The following is a 14,792-nucleotide window of genomic DNA, read 5'->3' on the forward strand; positions in this document are numbered from 1 at the left end:
GAACGAAGTATTTCAGCAGTCACAACCGGCATCACTTCGATACTGAAGTGCCTCAGTTTGACAACTGGCATTACTTCGGTAAAAACGCTTCGCTGTTCAGTTTTCAAGGAACATTTTTGAACATCATCGCTTAGAGGCGACTCTTTTAATGTATCACATCGCCCACCAAAAATCAAGTGGTTTATGAAATCTTTTTTTGCATGTGACCACTCAGAAGCGACGTTTCTAAATATAGCATGAACTATACCGATAAGTCAATAGCATTTAAAAAATTTACTTTGACGGAATATATCCGATTTCTCTGCTCTGCTGATCGTCTGTATTTGTACATATCGTTTCGTAAACCAATGCTCGCTGAACCATCTTTTCTATAAGAAGAGGCAGCTCGATTCCGGAGTGGTCTAACGAGGCATGCTCGGCCAATTCATGCAGCTTCCATGGAGCAGGCCTGGTCTCCATCACTTCTATTAAATAACGAACTGATTCTTTTAAGCGGGAAGAGAGAAAAAAGTCCATTGGCAGCAAGATCAGCTCAATCCTCTTTTCCAGCTCCTCGTGGTTGAGCGTCAGTTCTTCGTACAATTTATAAACGGAGGGGTCCAAATTCTTAACCTGCGTCCATATTGCAGATTCCGGCTGCTCCCCTGCCCGAAACACAATCCATTTCGCCCAAACGTACAATGCTTTCAATAAAGCGTGGTAAGCGTCGAGGATCATTCCTTCCTGCAAATAATCCCTTGTTTCCTGGAAGGCATGAAGCAATCGCGAGTATTCTTTGCATAGCATCCGCTTTTGCAATGATTCAGGAAGTCTGTTTAACCGCTGCCGCAATCGACAGATAAAATCATCTTTATCCCATAAAATCTCTCCGCGCTGCAGCCATGTAACCAAATTTTCATCAAGCCCCTGTACAAGACCTTTCTCCAATTCCCATGCGCTTACTTTCTGCTCGAGGATCACTTCCTCTTTCGTCAGCAACTGACGAACTCCCGCTTGATTTTGCTCGCCGTTGACGACTACCAGGTAACCGGCCCGCTCATGAAAGGGAGGGATTTTTACGTGATCGGGCAAGACAAGCACTGCTTGAACTTCCTGCCGTTGTTGAAGCGATTGCAGAAATTGCTTGTGTTCCTCTCTCAGCAAAATACTCCCCCCATTTCCTCTGTAGTTTGACCATATGGATTCTACACGCTCTGTCTGTTTCCTGCTTGTCAACAGACAATTCCTTTGTGTGCTATACTGGAAACCAGGAGGAATGATGATGAAGAAAACTGACCGTCTAAGCAAAATAAAACGAATGCGTTCCTGGGGAAACTGGAGCATGGGACTCGGCATCCTGTCCATGTATACCGGCTACGCTTTTTTTGCGGGATATCTCGATTTTATCCCCTTTCTTGGAACCTTGTTGAAGGGTTCTTACGTATTCATGACTCTTCTTTTAATCATTGGTTTCTTGTTGACGATGGGGGCGACCGTTATGTTTATGATTTCCGGCATGGTCTCGACCTCTGCCCCGCAAGTGGAATGCCCCTCCTGTAAAAAGGTGACGAAGATGCTTGGAAAAGAAGACGCTTGTATGTTTTGTGGACAGCCATTAAAGCTGGACGATGAACAACCTCAACAAAATCACACCTAAGAGCCAGTCCTTCCATACATCGCACATAAAAAACCACCCGTCACAGAAAAGTGAACCAGGTGGTTTTTCGCTTTCCATTTGCCTTTATTTCTTTTCGTTCAAGCTTGCATTCATCGCTTCCCAGATAGCAGGCTGCTCATATCCCCGCCTCCAGGAGGCTACCCCGGCGAGATTGTATTTCTTTACGATCTCGATGCGCTTCTGAACCGATGAAACATCCTCCATCCACATCTTGTACACAGCCCCGTCAGCCGGGTCCTTGTATTGGACGTAGAGCTGGCCGGTCGCTTCATCCGGTTTCGGCGTCAGCTTCCTCTCCTGTACCCATTTCTCTGCTGTCGGCATCGACAACGCTTTTGACGTTACCTTTATGCTGCCGTCCTGCTGTTTTGCTTCTTTCCATAAGCGCGTGTAGAACGGAACGCCGAGCAGCACCTTTTCTGCCGGAACTTCTTCCAATACTCCCTTCAGCCCGTTTTCGGTCCACGGCAGCGACGCGACAGAACCGGCTTTCGGACTGGAAGCCCAGTGCTCGTCATAGGTCATCACGGCCATGTAGTCCACGACCTCGCCCAATGCCTTCCGGTCGTAGAAGCGGGACCACATGTCATTCGTCGATTTGATCGTCACATCCATCGAGACGACCAGTCCTTGCTGATGAAGATAGGGCGTAAGCTCCCGGACGAATTGGACAAGCTTGTCCTTTTCCTCGATATAGACATTTTCAAAGTCGATATTGATTCCGTCCAGATCATACAGGTAAGCGTAGTGAAGGATTTGGGAAATTACCTTGTCACGCTTGTCATAACTGGACAGAATGGCGCGGGTCCAATCCGGATTGAATCCGTTGGTCACAAGGCCCCACACCTGATAGCCCCGCTTGTGAGCCCACTGGACGTACGCGGGGTCAGCCTTGTTCAGCAAAGTTCCTTCCGCGTCGCTTAGTTCAAACCAGGTGGGCGATACGACATTTACGCCCGGCATGCTGCCGATCTCCGCAGTGTTCGGGTTCCGCTTGACGACCTGTTCCCACGTCAGATTGATCTTTTTCCCTCCGGGTGTCCACAAAGCCGGCATGGATTCGGACGGCTGTTCCAATTGCACCTTCCTCACATCGCCCTGCTCGACGACTTTCTTGGGCAAAAAGCCCGCTATCCCGTCAGCGGACATGACCCGGTACCACTCCTCTTCTTCTCCGAGCACATCCACTTCGGCTCCTCCAGGCAGCTCTGCCAGATAAGGAGAGCGATGCGTCGCTTCCAAACGAAGCCGGACCGTCTCTTCATCCTTGACTACATGTGCCTGCTGGATTTCGTACTCGTTTTTCTCTACCCGCAGCACACCGCTTGTTTCATGCCGCGTAAAAGCGTACGGGTACAGCTTTTCCAAAGGGGCCAGCGGAATGTAGCGGTGGCCGCCAATAATGGACACCGGCACCTGCAAATCCACCGGCTTCTTGTTCAAATAGGCGACCAGTTGACCGCTCTGCATGCGGAGCACCTTGTCCTTGGTCGTAATAATCAGCATTTTGGTCGGTTCTTCCCAATGGATGTGCGGGTCGAGGCGTTCCTGAATGAATTCAAACGGCAGCAGGATCTGATCGCCTTCCATTGCGTACAGCTGTTCAACAAACTCGCCTTCGTAGACAATAGGGCGCTCGCTGCCCAGATAAGGCAAAGCATGCTCGTTGGATGGCTTGAGCTCAAAATACCAGTACCCGAACCCGGCAGCCAGAATCAGGAGCATCAGAAAAAGAAGCGGAGCCCTGCGCTTTCGTCTCCTGCGTCGTCTCGCTCGTCTTTCCAAGGCTACTTCCAGGCTCATCGAGTATTCCCTCCGCTCCATCGCTTCTTGTCTTGACCATATGTATAAGCTGTATCCCTATTATCGTAACTTCTCTTCACTCTATTCACAACCTTCGATAAACTGGAAACGTCCGAAACCTTCCTTCAAGAATGACGAGGCAAACGCCAAAAGGTTACATCTCTCGCCATATTTTGAAAATCAATGGCAACAAAAAACACCCTCTCTCCGGGCAAAGCCTGCTGGGAGCAGAAGGTGTTCCTTGAGCGACACATCACTCAATGCGTCTTGTTTTGACAATCTTCGCATACCCCGTATACCTCCATCCGGTGCCCGGTTACACGAAATCCAATGGTTTTTGCGGCCGAAGCCTCGGCATCGCGGAGATAAGGATAGTGGAAATCCCGGATCGCCCCGCACTCCGAACAGATCGCGTGGTAGTGATCCTCCTCCACATTGGCGTCAAATCGGCTGGACGCATCTCCGTAGGTAAGCTCGCGCACCAAGCCCGCATCCTTAAAGACCCGCAGGTTATTGTAAATAGTCGCTACGCTCATATTCGGGAACTTCCCCTCCAGAGCCTTGTAAATCTCGTCTGCTGTCGGGTGGGTCATCGTTTCCAACAAGTAGGATAGAATGGCATGACGCTGAGGTGTCATCCTTACCCCGGTGTTCTTTAGAATTTCAACAGCTTTTTCTACACGCTGTGACATTGCGTTGCACCTCACAGTCTTTCGCACGACGAATGAACATCGTTTGTTGGACTCTCTGATTAGAATTACTTTAAATAAAGTGTACTTCTAATCAAGGAAAACTGTCAATATGCATTCACCGGAAATGAAAGTCCCCGGCCTGCTTGCATTTATGGGCCTAGGTTGTTGCCGTTTTTTTGGCTCTCGGCTTTTTCGCCTTTGCTTTTGTGCCTTCTGTCCCCGCCGCTTTTGCCTTTGCGGCTGGCTTTTTGGCGGCAGCTGCCGTTTTTGCCTTCTCCTTTGTCCGGGACGACTTCGCCTTTTTCTCCTCAGCCTGGGCGTACCTGCACATGTCTTTCAAAGGACAGATACTGCATTGCGGATTACGGGCAGCGCAGACGCGGCGTCCATGCCAGATGAGCCAATGATGGGCATCCGACCATTTTTCTTGGGGAATCCGCTTCATCAGCTGGCGCTCTACCTCGTCAACGTTGTCGCTATTGGCGAGCCCGAGGCGATTCGCAACCCGAAACACGTGGGTGTCGACCGCGATGGCCGGGACTCCGTACGCATTGGACAGGACGACATTGGCAGTTTTTCTGCCGACGCCGGGCAGCGCCTCCAGCTCCGCGTGATTTTGCGGAACCTCGCTGTTGTATTTCTCGTAAAGGATTCGACAGGTCTCCAAGATGTTTTTACTTTTATTTTTATACAAACCGAGCCCTTTTATATGCTCCTCCATTTCCTCCTGGGTCATGTGGAGAAAATCTTCCGGTTTATTGTGTTTTTGGAACAAGGGAGCAGTGATTTCGTTCACCCGTTTATCCGTGCATTGGGCAGACAGGATCGTCGCGATCAACAGTTCAAAAGGCGAGGTGTAGTTCAACTCGCAGTGAGCATCTGGGTAATTTTGGTAGAGCGTCTCCAAAATGTCGTCTATGGGTACTTTGCGTTGTGCCACAGCTTGGGCCTCCTCTCTTTCTATATGTATTATACGCTCTCCGTCAATCTGCCGGGAAAGAGCATCGGGAATGGAGCAAGCTCTCCATCTGGTGTACAATCAAACTGGGAACTTTTTACTTGGGGGGATTTCGATGAAAGTGTTTCTGACGGGCGGGACCGGATTTGTAGGGAAGGGCCTCCTGGAAAAGCTGGCGGCTGACGGCCACGAGGTCGTTTGTCTGGTACGGCCCAGCTCGCAAGAAAAGTGGGGAAAACAGCACCAGGCAACTACAAATATTCGTGCCGCCGCCGGCGATTTGTTCGATCCCGATTCTCTGACCCGGGCGATGGAGGACTGTGATGCCGTTATCCATTTGGTCGGGATTATTCGGGAAAGCAAGCAAAAGGGCAGCACATTTTCCCGGATTCATGTGGAAGGAACCCGCAATGTTTTGCAAGCCGCCGCAAAAGCGGACATCCGCCGCTTTGTTCACATGAGCGCGCTTGGCGCCAGGGCCAACGCGACGAGCGGATACCATCAAAGCAAATACGAAGCAGAACAGCTCGTGCAGAATAGCGGCATCCCTTACGTAATCTTCCGCCCTTCGGTCATCTTCGGGCCAGGCGACGAATTCGTCAACATGCTGGCCGATCTCGTTCGCATGCCAGTGACTCCTGTCATCGGAGACGGCTCCTATCTCCTGCAGCCTGTAGCTCGGAAGACAGTGGCTGACGTGTTTGTCCAGGCCCTTTCCCAAGAATCCGCTGTCGGACGAATATTTGAAACAGGCGGACCGCAGCCGGTCTCGTACGGATCGATTCTCGACGCGATCGGCGAAGCCATCGGCAAGCGTAACGTGCGGAAAATCCACATACCGCTGGGGCTGATGAAGCCAGTCATCAACCTGATGGAGGGCTTTCCCTTCTTTCCGATCACCAACACCCAACTGACGATGCTGCTGGAAGGAAACGCTTGTTCGGACACAGAATCGCTTTATCATGTATTTGACACACCAAAAATCCCGTTTTTGCAGGGGATCAAAGAGTATTTGCGTTGAAGACGGCGAGGCGGGAATTTGGCGCAGCCCGAAAAACCGTTCCCGCCCGGAAGGGAAAATCATCGTCACCACTTGCTCGAATTTGACCCCTTACGGTGGCCGCCATCTACACTCCGTGAACCTTCCTGGTTTCCAGGATTTGCCTGATGTGGTGCAAAGCATGCCCCATGAGCGGCTCAATCCGCTGACGGACGGATACCGTGTGCCCCGAAGACAGGGAAACCGTTCTATCCAGCGCGTCCGGCAGATGTTTCAACAGGCCGCCGATATGGGAGCGAATCGCGCAAAAAAGCTCGACCTCCGCCTGAATGCTGCGATGGGCATAATCCAATCCGGCCGCCCACACGTCCGGGTCATAAGCGTTCCCGTGAAAGACTCTCCCCGGCTCGGCCAAAGCGAATTTCACCATGGCTAGCGAGGTTGCGTCCGAGTCAACCATATGTAAAACAATTTGGCGAATCGACCATTTGCCGGGAGCCCGGGACAAGTCGAGTTCCTGATCGTTCAGGCCTTCCAACGCTTTCCTCAGCCTGGCCGGAGCTTCGTCGTAATAGCGAATGATCTGCTCGTCACTCAGATTCCGCCCGCCCCAGAATGTGATCACATAGCCGTCCGGATCAGTCACACTGAGACGTTCCCAGCCCCATTCCGTTTCCAGCCATTCCGCGTTGCCCTCCATTTGCGCCAGTATCCGATCGCGATATTCGTAAAAGGAAGAGGGAGCGGAAAGATACATGCTCTGTCCGGGTGCGGGTTGGTCAAACACGTCGGTCAAATAGGGAGAGAGGTCTGTCTTCTCTGCCCCCGCCAGCAAGATACGTTCTCCGCCAGGCGCAGTCAAAAATGCCAACTGCTGTTGTCCCTCCACTTCTTCTATGCCAAACCCCATCACTCCGCAGTAAAATTCCAATTGTTCTGTAAATTTTTCGGTTTGCAAGCGCTTGTCAGCTTTCTGGAACATATCAATCACTCCTTTTCAAAAAAATGGCCTCGGGACATATTGTTTTTTCCACAGCAAAGAAAAGGGATGCAAGCTGCTCTGTTTGGAGCAGCCCCATCGGATTTTTCCCTGCAAGCATACAGTGATGCACATCATTTGCAAGCCGAGTTCCAGCAGAATGCTGCTCGGCCAATCGGCTTGGAATAGCGAAATCGGCCGCTCATCTACTCATGCAATTGCAGCTCTTCATGCCCTGTCTCGCGGTTGACGCACCGCGCTACGACAAATAAATAGTCCGACAAACGATTCAAATACTTCACGACGGAGGCGTTTACCTCTTCCTGCTGTGCGACCATCACTGCCTTGCGCTCAGCCCTGCGGACTACAGTGCGGGCTATGTGAAACGCGGCGGCCGCGGGATGACCGCCCGGCAAAATAAAGTTGGTCAGCTGGGGCAAAGCAGCGTCCAGCTTGTCGATTTGCTCCTCCAAAAAGAGCACATCCTCATCCTGAATCGGCCAGCCCACCTGTTTTCCCGCAGGGGTGGCAAGCTCCGCTCCAATATGAAACAGCTTGGTTTGAATGACGTGAAAAACTTGACGAAGCTCCTTCCATTCGTCGCCGGCAGGCAGTAGGGAAAGTGCCAGGCCAATGCTGGAATTGGCTTCGTCACATGTTCCGTACGCTTCTACACGATCCGCAAACTTTGGGACGCGAACGCCAAAAACCAATGACGTTTCGCCCTTGTCGCCTGACTTCGTATATATTTTCACCGTCAATCCCCCATTCTTCTTATTTCCCCGGAAATCGACACGGGGATATCCCGCTTCCACCTTGACCGTTCGCCTGCTTTAAAGCGGTTCGGCGACAACAATCAGCTCGCTGCTGGAAGAATCAAACGGCTTTTTTTCAAAGGAGCCGTAACGTTGCGTCACCTTGAACCCGTTGAGCCGCAGCAAATGGTGCAGCTCAGCGGGAAAAATGTAGCGCAGTGTAAATCGTCCTACCACCCTTTCCAACACAACTCCATTTGGCGCCGTCCGTTCATAGGTCCGAGTAACTTCGGAAAGCTGCTGGAAATGATCGTATCGGGTGTAGTCCCACATCGCCACCTCTTCTCCTGTATCCAGTCGGTAGGTGCCACGCAGCGACATCTTTTCGCTCTCTTCATACAGATGGCTGATTTTGGGTACAAACACATTAAAAACCAGCTTTCCTCCAGGAGCCAGATGCTTTCGGATGCAGGCCAGCGCCTTCATCTGCTCTTGGATATGCAGCAGATGAAGAAAGGAGCGAAACGGGATCATGATCAGCGAAAACGTCTTTTGAAGATCAAAGGAGCGCATGTCTCCCTGAATCAGCCGAAGGCGATCGGCTACACCATGTTTTTCCGCCTTTTCCTGCGCCCGCTTCAGCATCTCGGACGACAAGTCCAGCCCGGTGACAGACAATCCCGCTTCTGCCATCGGTATACTGGTGCGACCGGTCCCGCATGCCAGATCCAGCACCTCGCCCCCGGCCTGCCGAGCCATGTCGAGATAAAACTCCACGTCACCGGCCACGCCGCGTTGGGTCAAATCGTAATAGTCCGCCCAGCGATACATATCACTCATAAAAAGTCACTCCTATGCTTGCAGCTCTTCAGACTGGATATAGGCCAGGACCAGTTTGCCCGTATTCTCCAGCGCTTCCTGGTGTGTTCTCTCATGGGAGTGGGACGCATCCACGCCTGGACCGATCAAGCCGTGAACGATGTCGTATCCGGCTCTCAGTGCCGCGCTGGCGTCCGAATTGTAGTACGGATATATATCGACCTGATAGTTGAGACCCTGTTCCTCAGCCAAGCGCACCAAATGCTTTCTGAGACCGTAGTGGTAAGGGCCGGAAGCATCTTTGGCACAGATGGAGACGCAGTACTCATCCGTCGTCTGTCCGTCTCCGATCGCCCCCATATCGACAGCCAGGTATTCGACCACCTCTGTCAGGATATTGGAGTTGCCCCCGTAGCCGATTTCCTCGTTGTTGCTGATCAGGAAATGCGTCGTATACGGAAGCTCGATGCTGTTTTCCCCGATATGCTTAAGCACCCCGAACAGAACCGCTACGCTCGCCTTGTCGTCGATGTGGCGCGATTTGATAAACCCGCTTTCGGTGACGGTTACGCGCGGTTCAAAGGAGACAAAATTACCTACACTGATGCCGAGCGCGGCCGCATCGTCCTTTGTTTTCACTTTCTCGTCCAGCCTGACTTCCATGTTGCTTTCGGTGCGCTCCGCTTTGCCCGCTTCCCGTCCGTACACATGTACTGATGCCATGGTCGGCAAAATGGTGCCTGTCACAAGGCGGCCACTGTCCGTCTCAATTGTGCAGTGCTCTCCCTCGACAGCATTGAAATTAAACCCTCCGATTAAAGCGAGCTTCAGCCGGCCATTTCCCTTGATTTCTTTTACCATGGCGCCTAACGTATCGACGTGGGCCGTCAGCAGGCGGTGCTTTTGCTTGTTTTTGCCCGGCAGCGTCGCCAGAACCGCTCCCTTGTTGGTCCTCACATAGCTGACGCCCAGCCGTCCCAGTTCCGCTTCGATCCAGGCCATCACTTTGCTCGTATTGCCGGACGGACTTGGCGTGTTGGCCAGCTGACAAAACGTTTCTACCATATATGCAGTGGATAGAGTCATTGTTTGTTCCCCCATTGATTCATGTAGCTTGCACTGAAAAGCGGTTTACGGCCTGTGCAGCTCTTCCTTGATAAAAGCAAGCACCTCTTGGACGTGCCCTTTCACCTTTACTTTGGGCCAGACCTTGGCGATGTTTCCTTCCGCATCGATGACAAACGTGGTCCGTTCGATGCCCATGTACTCGCGCCCGTACATCTTTTTCAGCACCCAGACGCCGTATGCTTCCGCAACCTGATGGTCGGTGTCGGCCAGCAGCGGAAAGGGCAGCTCATGTTTGGAAACGAACTTGTCATGGGATTTTACATCGTCGGGGCTGATTCCCAATACAACCGTATTCAGCTTGGAAAAATCAGGATGATAGTCCCGGAAATTGCATGCCTCTGTCGTACATCCCGGCGTCATGTCCTTCGGATAAAAATAGAGCACCACATTTTTCCCGCGAAAATCAGTGAGGCTCAGCTCCCGATCGTTGCTCGCCTTCAAGGTAAAATCTGGCGCGGCTTGTCCTGCAGCGACCATTGTCGATCCCGTCCTTTCACGAAAACTGCATTCCATGTAGGCTTATTTTACCACAAGCTTACAGTCACTTCATCCGCTTGCGCATTGCGCTTTTGCGCAGAAAACGATAATATGAATGGATAGTAATGATAAAGAAATATAAAATTTGCGTAGGTAGCTGGATGGTGAAGAATGGCGATGAAAGAATTTTTTAACGTAACAGACCCGGAAGCCCTCAAATCCCTTGCTATACCAGAGCGTGTAAAGATTTTGGAATTGTTTGAGGATCTTGAGCCCCGTACGGCCAAGCAGATTGCCACCGAGCTCGGTGAGAACGCCGCCCGTCTTCACTATCATGTGAAGGAACTTGTGCGCGTAGGCTTATTGCAACAGGTAGACACGAGAGTAAAAGGCTCGATCGTGGAAAAGTACTACGAGCCTGTAGCCAAAGTAATTCAAGTGAAGCTGCGGCTGATGATCGAGGAAAACGCGCAGCAGCTGAGCGACATCATGTTCACCCCTTTCCGGACGACGGAAAAGGATCTGGTGCGCACGCTCAACCGGTTTGTAGCCAGCGATGTGGATGTACGCAAGGAGTACAAGGACACGTTCGCTTACAACTTGACTGAATTTTATTTAAGTCAAGAAGAACGAAATCAACTGGTTGGCGAAATTAGCGAGCTGCTCCAAAAGTACAAAGGATTGAAAAACGAAAACGGACGACGGAAGTTTAAGTTCTTTGATGTCTTGTTTCCCGTTACTCCTCCTGACCCTAGCGAGGACGACGAGGACGGCGATTTTGAGGATAACGAGGCATGAAAGAACTCATCTTCGCGTAAGTACGAAACGAACCATTTCAAAACGCGGCAGCATGCAAAACCTCGCAAAGAATGCGAAACCAACACCAAGAAAACCATCCGCTGAGATGGTTTTCTCCATTTTTGACCAAGGAGGCTTACGATGCGTACCATTCTATTCGATTTCGACGGGACTGTAGCGGATACGCTGCCGATGATCTTCAACTCCTTCCGCTCCACCTTTCAGCATTTTCTTCAGCGCCATTACACGGACCAGGAGATTGTCGCGATGTTCGGCCCGCCGGAAATGGGGATTTTGGAAAACATGATTGCCAGCGAGCAGTTGGCGGATGCCGTGATCCATTTTTACGACTACTACACAGCTGAGCATCAGCGCGTGTCCAATCCGCCTGAAATGATCAGGCTGCTCGATCGGCTGAAAAAGGCTGGAATCTCGATGGGGATTGTCACTGGAAAGGGCAGACGAAGCGCAGATATATCTCTCAAGGAGTGGGGGCTGACCCCTTATTTCGACGTGGTGATCGCCGGGGATGAGGTGAGAAATCCGAAGCCCGATCCGGAAGGGATATTCATCGCGATGGAACAGCTTGGCGCAGCGCCCGATCAAACGATCTTTGTCGGAGACAGCAACGCGGACATCATGGCCGGGAAGGCTGCCGGGCTGGTTACGGTGGGCGTCACCTGGCTGCCGGTCACGCAAAAAGCGGGAAGCTTTCAGCCAGAGCCGGATTACCAGTTTACGGATAAGAACGCGTTTGCGGAATGGGTGTTGGAGTTGGGGCGTCAGAGTTGAGACGCCCCTTTCTTGTTTTCTGACCGATGTTTTGACTTGGAGAAATGAAACCGGCTGTCCGGTTCGATTCCAGGCTTGCGTTAATACGCCCGGGCAAACCAGACGGTATGCTGAGCCTCTTTGCCGCAGCAGACGCATGTAGATTTCCGAACAGGCGGCTCGAACGGGATGTTGCGGGAGGTGAACTTAGTCTCTTCCTTTACCTGCGCTTCGCAGGCGTTGTCCCCGCACCAGCCGGCAAGCACCCAGCCCGCGATCCGGTTCTCTTGCTCGGCGACCTCGGCATGCCGCTTCAACTCTTCGAGGGTATCGATCTCCAGATGAGAGTGGGCGTCGCGGAAATCAACTGCGCGCTGGTACATGCTTTGCTGGATTTCCTCAAGCAGGCTTACGACTGCATCTACCGCCCCCGCCAGCGGAGCGGTGATCTTTTCCCCCGTATCCCGGCGAGCCAGGACGACCTGGCCGTTCTCGACATCGCGCGGACCGATTTCCAGACGGATCGGAACGCCGCGCATCTCCCATTCGTTGAATTTCCAGCCGGGCGTCTCCTCGCGCAGATCGGCCCGGACGCGCACGCCTGCCGCTTTCAGCTGGTCAAACAGCGGATCGAACGCTTCCATCACCTTTTCCCGCAGCTTGGGCGGGCCGACCGGAATCATCACGACCTGGGTAGGGGCGACACGCGGCGGTAAGGCAAGCCCCCGATCATCTCCGTGCACCATGATCATTGCGCCGATCAGACGGGTGGAGGTTCCCCATGACGTGGTATGCACATACTTGAATTGATTGTCGCGGTCCAGGTATTTGATCTCGAAGCCTCTGGCAAATTTTTCGCCCAAATAATGCGAGGTGCCGGCCTGCACGGCTTTGCCGTCCTTCATCATCGCCTCGATGGAGTAGGTGTCGACGGCTCCGGCGAATCTTTCGCTCGGCGTCTTCTGCCCCTTCCAGACCGGGATCGCCAGCAGCTCCTCCACGACCTCCGCGTAAATGTCCAGCATTTGCATCGTTTCCTTGCGGGCTTCCCCCTCTGTGGCATGCGCGGTGTGCCCCTCCTGCCATAAAAACTCGGAGGTGCGCAAAAACGGCATCGTCCGTTTTTCCCAGCGGAATACGTTGGCCCACTGATTGATGAGGACCGGCAAATCCCTGTAGCTTTGAATCCACTGGCTGTACATATGGCCGATCATCGTCTCCGATGTGGGCCGCAGGGCGAGACGCTCCTCCAGCTGTTCTCCCGCTGCCTCTGTAACCCAGGGCAATTCCGGGTTAAAGCCTTCTACGTGCTCCTTTTCCTTTTGAAAAAAGGACTCGGGAATCAGCATCGGAAAATAGGCGTTGCGGTGGCCGGTTTCCTTGAACCGCTTGTCCATCGCCTCCTGGATGCGCTCCCACAGCTCGAACCCGTCCGGCTTGAAGACGATACAGCCACGGACAGGGGTATAATCCATCAGATCGGCTTTTTTGATCGTGTCGATGTACCAGCGCGAAAAGTCTTCAGATTGCGGCGTGATTTCCTTCACATACGCTTTTCCTTCTTTCAATGCCTTTCACTCCTTTTTAAAAATGCTTTTGAAAAACGCAAAAAACCCCCATCCCAAAAAGGGACGGGGGAAACTCTCCCGCGGTACCACCCTGATTGACCGCTGCTGCCACAAGCATCTGCGATCCGCTCTAACCCGTTAACGGAGGGAATCCGGCATGGCTCGTCGCCAGCAGCTCCAGGATGGGGAGCAGGTACATTTGTGCATCGACCTTTCAGCCATGGGTCGACTCTCTGCGCCACATTCGCTACCTGCGGGTCCTTTCACAGCCATTGTCGCCTGTTTCTTGGGAAATATGGTAGCAGACCTGACGGGCATTGTCAATTTCTTGCATAAAGGCTGAGTCTCGGCGCCAGCTTAACGTAGAGCGGATAAGCGACTACGGAGACGATGATTCCTTTTATCAGGTTAAACGGCACGATGCCGTACAGGATCAAAGACCATACACTCTCAGCCTGGAATTGCGCGACCAGCTGCTCCAGCGACACCTGATACAGGACCGCATAGGCAGGCAGCAGGAAGTAGGCGTTGGCGACAGCCATGACAGCCGTCATCAATACGGTGCCGAGCGCAAGACCGGCTATGAAGCCCGTTTTTCCCTGCTTCAGGCGCTGCAGCCAAACAGCCGCGACGATGAAGCTGGCGCCGGCCACTACGTTGGCCAGCTCACCGATCAAAAGTCCGTCGGTGTTTTTAAACAGCATGTGCAGCGCATTTTTCATGATTTCGACAATCACGCCGGCCATCGGACCGTAGAGCAAGCCGCCGATCAAGCCAGGCAGCGTGCTGAAATCAAGCTTCAAAAAAGTGGGCATGAGCGGCACCTGAAACTCCAGGTACTGCAAGACAAACGCGACCGCCGCCAGCATGGGAATCGTCACCAGCCGCTGCGTCGCCTGCGATGTGGGAATCGCGGTTCCTTTCATCTGTACCATCTCCTCATTGGTTTCTTCCTTCTTGAGGAATGGCAACAGTATACACCCGGACGTGCCCGTTTCGGTCCCTGCACAGTAAAAAGCCCTGAGGACAGACATCTCCTCAGGGCTTTGGCACGCATGCAAAGACAACGAAACAAACCTGTGCTTTCAAAAAAGGGTACGCGAAACAGAAGGGTCGCTTTCGCCGCATGCTACCCGAGCGCATTCCCCATGCACAAGCAAACAAGCACGCACCGTGTACGTACTGTCGTCATCCTTCTCCCATCCAGACTGTACTGTCGGCCCTGGATTTGCACCAGATCCTGCACTCCTGAATGCTTTGCGCATCGCGGAGGCTCGCGGGCTTACGCGCTGTTTGCGCGATCACCGCCGGTCGGGAATTTCACCCTGCCCCGAAGGAATGTATGTGATTTTACATGGTTATTATACAGTGCCGCGCTCGGATTTGA

At 52.5% G+C, this 14,792-nt stretch carries 15 protein-coding genes and 1 riboswitch; of the genes, 4 read left to right on the forward strand and 11 right to left on the reverse strand.

Going from position 1 to position 14,792, the window contains the following annotated elements:
- Positions 1 to 273: 273 nt before the first annotated feature.
- Positions 274 to 1,143: a nucleotidyltransferase-like protein gene (locus tag Q3F21_RS23605; RefSeq protein WP_340258478.1), complete on the reverse strand. Its 870-nt coding sequence runs from the start codon at positions 1,141 to 1,143 to the stop codon at positions 274 to 276.
- Positions 1,144 to 1,261: 118 nt separating this feature from the next.
- Here Q3F21_RS23605 and Q3F21_RS23610 point away from each other — a divergent pair, with 118 nt between their 5' ends.
- On the forward strand, positions 1,262 to 1,636 hold the full coding sequence (locus tag Q3F21_RS23610; protein ID WP_340258562.1) for a DUF2614 family zinc ribbon-containing protein: 375 nt from the start codon (positions 1,262 to 1,264) through the stop codon (positions 1,634 to 1,636).
- A gap of 84 nt (positions 1,637 to 1,720) precedes the next feature.
- Here the strand turns inward: Q3F21_RS23610 and Q3F21_RS23615 are convergent, their stop codons facing one another.
- The 3 genes from Q3F21_RS23615 to nth all read right to left on the reverse strand — a co-directional run bounded on the left by Q3F21_RS23615 (position 1,721) and on the right by nth (position 5,092).
- Positions 1,721 to 3,460: a glycosyl hydrolase family 18 protein gene (locus tag Q3F21_RS23615; protein WP_340258480.1), complete on the reverse strand. Its 1,740-nt coding sequence runs from the start codon at positions 3,458 to 3,460 to the stop codon at positions 1,721 to 1,723.
- A gap of 257 nt (positions 3,461 to 3,717) precedes the next feature.
- Positions 3,718 to 4,152 (reverse strand): peroxide-responsive transcriptional repressor PerR, encoded by a 435-nt coding sequence (perR, locus tag Q3F21_RS23620; protein ID WP_340258482.1) that lies wholly within the window; start codon positions 4,150 to 4,152, stop codon positions 3,718 to 3,720.
- Between the two features lie 157 nt (positions 4,153 to 4,309).
- Positions 4,310 to 5,092 carry an endonuclease III gene (nth, locus tag Q3F21_RS23625; RefSeq protein WP_340258485.1) on the reverse strand — a complete coding sequence of 261 codons (783 nt, stop codon included), beginning with the start codon at positions 5,090 to 5,092 and terminating at the stop codon, positions 4,310 to 4,312.
- 133 nt (positions 5,093 to 5,225) lie between these two features.
- Here nth and Q3F21_RS23630 point away from each other — a divergent pair, with 133 nt between their 5' ends.
- Positions 5,226 to 6,131 carry a complex I NDUFA9 subunit family protein gene (locus Q3F21_RS23630; RefSeq protein ID WP_340258487.1) on the forward strand — a complete coding sequence of 302 codons (906 nt, stop codon included), beginning with the start codon at positions 5,226 to 5,228 and terminating at the stop codon, positions 6,129 to 6,131.
- A 106-nt stretch (positions 6,132 to 6,237) separates the two neighbouring features.
- Here the strand turns inward: Q3F21_RS23630 and Q3F21_RS23635 are convergent, their stop codons facing one another.
- The 5 genes from Q3F21_RS23635 to bcp all read right to left on the reverse strand — a co-directional run bounded on the left by Q3F21_RS23635 (position 6,238) and on the right by bcp (position 10,268).
- Entirely contained in the window at positions 6,238 to 7,092 is an 855-nt protein-coding gene (locus tag Q3F21_RS23635) for a DinB family protein (protein ID WP_340258489.1), read from the reverse strand.
- A 203-nt stretch (positions 7,093 to 7,295) separates the two neighbouring features.
- Positions 7,296 to 7,844, reverse strand: coding sequence for a cob(I)yrinic acid a,c-diamide adenosyltransferase (locus tag Q3F21_RS23640; protein WP_340258491.1), 549 nt, complete (start codon positions 7,842 to 7,844; stop codon positions 7,296 to 7,298).
- Between the two features lie 78 nt (positions 7,845 to 7,922).
- Positions 7,923 to 8,684: a class I SAM-dependent methyltransferase gene (locus Q3F21_RS23645; RefSeq protein WP_340258493.1), complete on the reverse strand. Its 762-nt coding sequence runs from the start codon at positions 8,682 to 8,684 to the stop codon at positions 7,923 to 7,925.
- Positions 8,685 to 8,696: 12 nt separating this feature from the next.
- On the reverse strand, positions 8,697 to 9,749 hold the full coding sequence (locus tag Q3F21_RS23650; protein ID WP_340258495.1) for a M42 family metallopeptidase: 1,053 nt from the start codon (positions 9,747 to 9,749) through the stop codon (positions 8,697 to 8,699).
- 45 nt (positions 9,750 to 9,794) lie between these two features.
- Complete coding sequence (gene bcp, locus Q3F21_RS23655; RefSeq protein WP_340258497.1) at positions 9,795 to 10,268, reverse strand: thioredoxin-dependent thiol peroxidase; 474 nt, start codon at positions 10,266 to 10,268, stop codon at positions 9,795 to 9,797.
- A gap of 177 nt (positions 10,269 to 10,445) precedes the next feature.
- On the opposite strand from bcp, the gene Q3F21_RS23660 reads away from it, so the two are divergent.
- Positions 10,446 to 11,066: a helix-turn-helix domain-containing protein gene (locus Q3F21_RS23660; RefSeq protein ID WP_340258564.1), complete on the forward strand. Its 621-nt coding sequence runs from the start codon at positions 10,446 to 10,448 to the stop codon at positions 11,064 to 11,066.
- Positions 11,067 to 11,207: 141 nt separating this feature from the next.
- Entirely contained in the window at positions 11,208 to 11,858 is a 651-nt protein-coding gene (locus Q3F21_RS23665; RefSeq protein ID WP_340258499.1) for an HAD-IA family hydrolase, read from the forward strand.
- An 80-nt stretch (positions 11,859 to 11,938) separates the two neighbouring features.
- Here Q3F21_RS23665 and proS read toward each other — a convergent pair whose 3' ends face one another.
- Both proS and Q3F21_RS23675 read right to left on the reverse strand, forming a co-directional pair.
- The gene (gene proS / locus Q3F21_RS23670) at positions 11,939 to 13,405 is read right to left on the reverse strand and encodes a proline--tRNA ligase (protein ID WP_340258502.1); all 1,467 of its coding nucleotides are present in this window, start codon (positions 13,403 to 13,405) and stop codon (positions 11,939 to 11,941) included.
- Positions 13,406 to 13,725: 320 nt separating this feature from the next.
- The gene (locus tag Q3F21_RS23675; RefSeq protein ID WP_340258504.1) at positions 13,726 to 14,331 is read right to left on the reverse strand and encodes an ECF transporter S component; all 606 of its coding nucleotides are present in this window, start codon (positions 14,329 to 14,331) and stop codon (positions 13,726 to 13,728) included.
- Positions 14,332 to 14,592: 261 nt separating this feature from the next.
- A riboswitch (FMN riboswitch) is annotated at positions 14,593 to 14,747 on the reverse strand.
- Positions 14,748 to 14,792 lie beyond the last annotated feature (45 nt).

The organism is Brevibacillus borstelensis (assembly GCF_037834415.1).
Classification (GTDB): Bacteria; Bacillota; Bacilli; order Brevibacillales; family Brevibacillaceae; genus Brevibacillus; species Brevibacillus borstelensis_A.

What these genes read in the sequence shown, in the direction of transcription:
- Q3F21_RS23610 (WP_340258562.1), top strand. Translation starts at nt 1,262, where the DNA reads ATGAAGAAAACTGACCGTCTAAGCAAAATAAAACGAATGCGTTCCTGG.
- Q3F21_RS23615 (WP_340258480.1), bottom strand. Translation starts at nt 3,460, where the DNA reads ATGAGCCTGGAAGTAGCCTTGGAAAGACGAGCGAGACGACGCAGGAGA.
- perR (WP_340258482.1), bottom strand. Translation starts at nt 4,152, where the DNA reads ATGTCACAGCGTGTAGAAAAAGCTGTTGAAATTCTAAAGAACACCGGG.
- Q3F21_RS23630 (WP_340258487.1), top strand. Translation starts at nt 5,226, where the DNA reads ATGAAAGTGTTTCTGACGGGCGGGACCGGATTTGTAGGGAAGGGCCTC.
- Q3F21_RS23635 (WP_340258489.1), bottom strand. Translation starts at nt 7,092, where the DNA reads ATGTTCCAGAAAGCTGACAAGCGCTTGCAAACCGAAAAATTTACAGAA.
- Q3F21_RS23645 (WP_340258493.1), bottom strand. Translation starts at nt 8,684, where the DNA reads ATGAGTGATATGTATCGCTGGGCGGACTATTACGATTTGACCCAACGC.
- Q3F21_RS23650 (WP_340258495.1), bottom strand. Translation starts at nt 9,749, where the DNA reads ATGACTCTATCCACTGCATATATGGTAGAAACGTTTTGTCAGCTGGCC.
- bcp (WP_340258497.1), bottom strand. Translation starts at nt 10,268, where the DNA reads ATGGTCGCTGCAGGACAAGCCGCGCCAGATTTTACCTTGAAGGCGAGC.
- Q3F21_RS23660 (WP_340258564.1), top strand. Translation starts at nt 10,446, where the DNA reads ATGAAAGAATTTTTTAACGTAACAGACCCGGAAGCCCTCAAATCCCTT.
- Q3F21_RS23665 (WP_340258499.1), top strand. Translation starts at nt 11,208, where the DNA reads ATGCGTACCATTCTATTCGATTTCGACGGGACTGTAGCGGATACGCTG.
- Q3F21_RS23675 (WP_340258504.1), bottom strand. Translation starts at nt 14,331, where the DNA reads ATGAAAGGAACCGCGATTCCCACATCGCAGGCGACGCAGCGGCTGGTG.